This window comes from Paracoccus luteus (genome assembly GCF_004522155.1).
In the GTDB taxonomy this organism is placed as follows: Bacteria; Pseudomonadota; Alphaproteobacteria; order Rhodobacterales; family Rhodobacteraceae; genus Paracoccus; species Paracoccus luteus.
The window spans coordinates 1-5,585 of sequence record NZ_SDEA01000026.1; the positions used below are offsets into that span (position 1 = coordinate 1).

Here is a 5,585-nt window from a genome sequence, read left to right on the forward strand (position 1 = left end):
GCAGTCCCGGACCCGCGACCCGCCGCAGGGCTTGCGCTTGAACCAAAGAACATTCATAATCTCAAATGCTTACGGGCAGACTTCCTGCCGCGCATCGCGGCAAATGATAACAATGGTAGGCAGGCTGCTTACCTTCAGGTTCCCTTGCGGTGTTTCCGGTTTTCCGGTGTATCGCCGACGCTCGCATAAGAGTGCCCGTAAGCACCTAACCCAGAGTACAGGCATTTGAGTTCACTGGAAAACCTACGGAAGGCCAAGAGCCTGACCGATCTGGCCAAGCTGCTGGGATTCACCCCCAAAGGCGTCAGCTACGTCCTCTACAAGATAGACGCCGCGGAAAAGTACCGCTCCTTTGAGATTCCCAAGAAGTCCGGCGGTACCCGCGTCATTCATGCGCCCGAGCCGCAGCTTGCGCTCCTCCAGAGCCGCCTAGCTGAAATGCTGTATGCTTGCGTGCAGGAGCGCCAGAAGGTCAATCGCCGGTTCTGGTTTGCCTCTCATGGCTTCCATCAGGGGCGCACTATCATCTCCAACGCTGAAGTGCATAAAAGGCGGCGGTTTGTCTTTAATCTCGATCTGGAGGATTTCTTCGGCACCATAAATTTTGGGCGCGTACGCGGTTTCTTTATCAATGACCAGATGTTTTCTCTTGAACCAAAGGTCGCGACGATCATCGCCCAGATTGCTTGCCATGATAATGCGCTGCCTCAGGGGAGCCCTTGCTCGCCGGTCATTTCCAACTTGATCGGCAATATCTTGGATTCGCGACTGCTTGCGCTCGCCCGCGATGCACACTGCACCTACACCCGCTATGCTGACGACCTGACTTTTTCGACCAATGAAAAACTCTTCCCGACCGAGGTGGCCGTAAATTTGCATGGTGCCGAGTGGCAGGTGGGAGTGAAGCTCAAGAAGGCGATCGAAAAGACCGGCTTCTCCATCAATCCAACCAAAACACGTATGTCCTTTCGCCGCTCACGTCAGACCGTCACCGGGCTGGTTGTGAACGACAAGGCCAATATAAATCAGGACTACTACCGGGCTGCACGGGCCATGTGCCATTCGCTCTTTAGGACCGGATGCTATTTCAAACCGGGCGACGATGCGGCCAATCCGACCGATAACCTAAACCCACTGGAAGGCGCACTGTCTCATATCTATTTCGTCAAATCACGGCGCGACAGAAAACCAAAGGTTAATAAAGTTGCCAAGGCGGCAGGAGAGTTCAACCCGCCGCGAGCGCCGGAAAATCTTTATCGAAAATTTCTGTTTTACAAGTACTTCGCTGCACCCACGGCTCCGATTATTGTGACGGAAGGCATCTCCGACATCACTTATCTCCAATGTGCCATCCGCGCTCTCGGCAAAAAATTTCCGCTTCTCGCCAAAGAGCAGGGCGGGAAAATTACTCGCCAAGTTCACTTCTTAAAACCGTCTGGTACGTCGCGTGAAATTCTAAACCTTGGTCACGGTGCGGCAGGTCAGGCCTCGTTGGTCTCAAGCTACACGAGCAACCTTAAACACTACACTCACAAGCCAATGGCCAACCCGGTTATAATTCTATGTGACAACGACGATGGGCCGAAAACTGTATTTAAAAATGCGAAGACAAAGGCCGGGGTTGCAATCAGCACGACAACAGCCGATCCGTTCTATTATCTCGGCGATAATCTTTATCTAGTAAAGGTCCCGGAAAAATTAGCAGCGATTCCGCGCGAAATTGAGGATTTGTTCCAGCCCGCGCTATTGGGAACCACGCTAAACGGCAAGACCTTCGACCCTAAAAAGGATCATGGCGACGCTAAACACTATGGAAAAGTGGCCTTCGCAGAATCCGTAGTGCGCCCCAACGCTGGAACAGTTGATTTTTCGGGCTTTGAGGACTTGCTGACTCGGATTGAGGACGTTTTGAAGCATTATGCAGGCCTTTCTGCGGCTTCTGCCATGACGACCTTGAACACCTCCGCGGTTGCCGCTGGAACCTCGGCCGCGCCGTAGTCCAGCACCGCATTCCGCGCAGTTGCTGCGGCTGCCATATCACACGGCCGTTCGACGGCTTACCTCGCAATCGGGTTGCGGCGGACAGCCCATCACTACGGCGCAGGCGTGGCCGCTTTCCCAAGCAGGCAGGTCGCGGCGAAGGCTGATCGCCGGGCCGGCCGCTGGCGCGATGGGTCGGAGCGGCGAGGAGCCCGTCGTTTGGCTTTCATTAACGTAGCGGATTGCAACGGACGCGAAAAGCCCGCACTGGGCCGGTCACTTTCCACTCAGGCAAAGCAATCGCAGATCACCCAAGAAGCTCTCAAGCGTCACGATGTCTGTGCGGATGCTGGCCGGGAACTTGGCAATCAGCGGCTCCGGCACCACAAGCTGCACATTTGCGTTCGTCATCTCACGGAATTGCGCCTCGGACACGCCCTCCTGCAAGGTCAGGAGGTGCTTCACGGGAATGCGGTCCGCCTCATTGATGACCTGCCGCCAGCGGTCGCGGCACGTGGTTTTTGTGGCGAGCATTCGAAGCCGGGCGGTCGGAAAGCTCGGGTCGCGGTAGGCCTGCTGTGACGGAAACAGGAAATCCGGCCGCTTGCCGGGCTCCGATTGCGGCCCGTGCTGGAAGTCCGTTCCCTCGCGGAACCGCTCCTCGATCAGGATTTGCCGGGTGTGCAGTTCCAGCGAGCGGCCCGAGCGCGCCTTGCGTCGTTGCAGCACCGTTTGCGCCCGGGAAATGAAATCGTCCAAGGTCGTGAAACCCGCTCGGATCGCGGGAAGCTCCACCGCCTCCTCTACGCTGCGGAAAATTTCAAATTCGCAGTCGCGACGCCGCAGGAGTCGCTTGTCGGGCGGGGTGCCGTGCTCTGGCCGAAGCTCCACCGTTTTGCGCACGATTTCCGCACCGGTCGGGAACTGCGCCAGCCATTCGGGAGGAATTTTGGCCGGTTCTAGCCAGCACCGCGCGGGACCCGTGGCGAAGGGCGGAAACAGCCCGGGTTGCTCCGGCGACCACATGATGAAGCGCCCGGGCTCCATCGGCCCGAACCGCTCCTCGGCAATGTCTTCCTCGACTTCGTTGCGGGACACCCAGACATGGCAGCGGATCGCCGCGCCCTTCTCGTCCAGCGGGAAGGCGAAGACCGCGAGTGCGCCCGTGCTCTCCGCATCCAGAAGGGCCGAGGCACCCCCGCCGAAGCCGGTCAGGCGGGTTTCGTCCCTGCCATTCGGCTTCCCCTCGGAACGCTTGGAATTGTAGTAGATGACGCGCGCTCGCCGCACATCCATATGCGAATCTACGGCCAGTTCAAACCAGTGATCCGGGTTCTTCACGTCCGTCCGGTTAATCTCCGGGAAGATGCGAAACAGGAACGCTTTTGGGATGTAGGGTCCTGCCTGATGCGTGCCGTTGGCGAGCGTGTCATTGCCAGAAAGCCGCTTGACGCAAAGCGCGATGCCGGGAGCGCAGAACTCGCCAAGCCATTCAGTCAGATCAGAAACCGCCATTCGCCCCTCCGGCAATCGTCTCCCGTGCCGGACCATTCACAAGCCATCCCGCCGCACGGTCAAGCACAGCCTCCACGGGCAGCCGTTCCCGCCCTTTGAGGGCGCATTCCCAGAGCGTCAGCACCCGCCAGCCATCGGCCACAAGCGCGTCCTCTGCTGCAACATCCCGGGCCGCGTTGCCCTCGATCTTCGCGCGCCAGAACTCTCGCCGCGTGGCGGGCAGCCGGAACATGTGGCAGTCGTGCCCGTGCCAAAAGCAGCCGTGAACGAAGATTACCGCGCGGCGACCGGGAAAGACCAAATCGGGTGTGCCCGGCAAGCGCCGGACGTGCAGCCGGAACCGGAAGCCGCGGGCGTGCAGGCCGCGCCGCAAAATCATCTCTGGCCGCGTGTCCTTTCCCCGGATGCCCGCCATCATCCGGCTTCGGGTTGCGGCATCCACAACGTCAGCCAACGAGCGGCAAGGGCCTTTGCGGGTGTGCGGGGTTTTGGGTGGCCTCGGCAGCTATCCAAGGCATCATGTGTCGCGCAACAGCCTCGATCACCGGGACCGCGACGGAATTTCCGAACTGTTTGTAAGCCTGCGTATCCGAAACGGGGATTTTGAATGCGGCCTTGCCGGGCTTGTCGAAGCCCATAAGCCGGGCGCATTCACGCGGCGTCAGGCGGCGCGGATTCTGCCCCTCGCCCCGATCAATCAGGATTTCCGAGCCATCCTTGTAATAGCGGGCCGAGAGCGTGCGAGCCACGTCATCCGGCCCGACGAGCCCGAAGCCGAAGCCGTTGCCCGCCGCCCGGTGCTTCGCGGCGTAGTCTTGCAGATAGCGCCAAAGATGATCGGTCAGAACATACTTCTGGTTCACCCGGCCATCCGGGCAGGTAAAGGGCCGCTCCGCCGCTTCCGTGCCGTCTTCCGGGTGCAGGATCGTCTTGAGCTTCGGTCCGTTCAACGGCGAGGGCACGTCCAGATCGTCAAAGGTAAAATCGCACTCCTCCCGGAAGCCCGCGATCAGGATGCGTTCGCGGTGCTGCGGCACGTAACCCTTGGCGTTGATGACGCGGGGGGAGGGAACAAAATAGCCAAGCTCCCGCAGCCGCCCTATGATGACCTTGAACGTGCGCCCTTTGTCGTGGTTCACAAGGTTCTTCACGTTCTCAAGCAAGAATGCCTTCGGCCGGTGCTCGGCAATAATCCGAGCCACGTCAAAGAAAAGTGTGCCCTGCGTCTCGTCCGCAAAGCCATGTGCCCGGCCTAGCGCATTCTTTTTGGAAACACCCGCAATGCTGAACGGCTGGCAGGGGAAACCGGCAAGCAGCAGGTCGTGCTGGGGGATGTCCCTCGCTTCGATTTTTGTAATGTCCCCGGCAATTTCATGATCGTCATGGGGGAAGTTCGCACTATATGTCTGTTTTGCCCAACGGTCCCATTCCGAAGTAAAGACGCATTTGCCACCAAGCGGTTCAAAGCCCCGGCGAATCCCGCCGATCCCCGCGAACAGGTCGATAAAGCGAAAAGCGGGCTTTACTACCTTGGCGGCGCCATGTCCGCGCACGAGGTCTTCCAGCACCGTGAGAGCCGCCTGCCGAGGCATAGCCTCGCCACGCTCCCAGCGATACAGGGTTGCCACAGAATAGCCCATTAGGGGCGCAAGAGCCTCAACCGATACACCTGCCCGCTCGCGAAGACGGGAGAAGTCCGAACGGGGTTCATCAAGCATACCGGCCCTCTGGGTGATTTTTTGTCATCTTTGCAGCATTCGACACGCACAAACAAGAACAAAAACGGAATATCTTTAGCGAACTGTGTTGCGGGAGAGCACTCGACACGCACGGCACCTGCATCCCCGACCTGGTGCCAAAGCCGCGGCGCTTGCGTCGATACTTGCCCGGACTCGGCCGGTGCGGCGGCAAATCGCCGCGAAGGCAGGCGGCAAGGCTGACGGCCGGGCGGGCGTTGGCCGGATCGGGCCATGAGACGGCGCCACAGCCGGCAGGTAGTATCACAGCCCGCAACCCCGGACCGCGGGGCTTGCGCCGGTGCTTGTCCTGACAGGCCGGGACGCGGTCAACCGGGCGGCGCGAGGCGTGGC

The 5,585-nt window shown here is 59.7% G+C and carries 4 protein-coding genes; 1 reads left to right on the top strand and 3 read right to left on the bottom strand.

Features of this window, described 5'->3' with window-relative positions; translation table 11 throughout:
- The first annotated feature begins 225 nt into the window (after positions 1-225).
- Positions 226-1,998 carry a retron Ec67 family RNA-directed DNA polymerase/endonuclease gene (locus EPA64_RS16060; protein ID WP_134727294.1) on the top strand — a complete coding sequence of 591 codons (1,773 nt, stop codon included), beginning with the start codon at positions 226-228 and terminating at the stop codon, positions 1,996-1,998.
- A gap of 258 nt (positions 1,999-2,256) precedes the next feature.
- Here EPA64_RS16060 and EPA64_RS16065 read toward each other — a convergent pair whose 3' ends face one another.
- Genes EPA64_RS16065 through dcm form a run of 3 tightly spaced genes read right to left on the bottom strand, consistent with a single transcriptional unit; the run spans position 2,257 to position 5,213 of the window.
- Positions 2,257-3,495 (bottom strand): type II restriction endonuclease, encoded by a 1,239-nt coding sequence (locus tag EPA64_RS16065; RefSeq protein ID WP_134727295.1) that lies wholly within the window; start codon positions 3,493-3,495, stop codon positions 2,257-2,259.
- Positions 3,482-3,913, bottom strand: a complete 432-nt coding sequence (locus EPA64_RS16070) for a very short patch repair endonuclease (protein WP_425467054.1) — start codon at positions 3,911-3,913, stop codon at positions 3,482-3,484. The genes EPA64_RS16065 and EPA64_RS16070 overlap by 14 nt, the downstream gene beginning before the upstream one ends.
- Before the next feature lie 28 nt (positions 3,914-3,941).
- On the bottom strand, positions 3,942-5,213 hold the full coding sequence (gene dcm / locus EPA64_RS16075; protein ID WP_134727297.1) for a DNA (cytosine-5-)-methyltransferase: 1,272 nt from the start codon (positions 5,211-5,213) through the stop codon (positions 3,942-3,944).
- Positions 5,214-5,585: the final 372 nt, after the last annotated feature.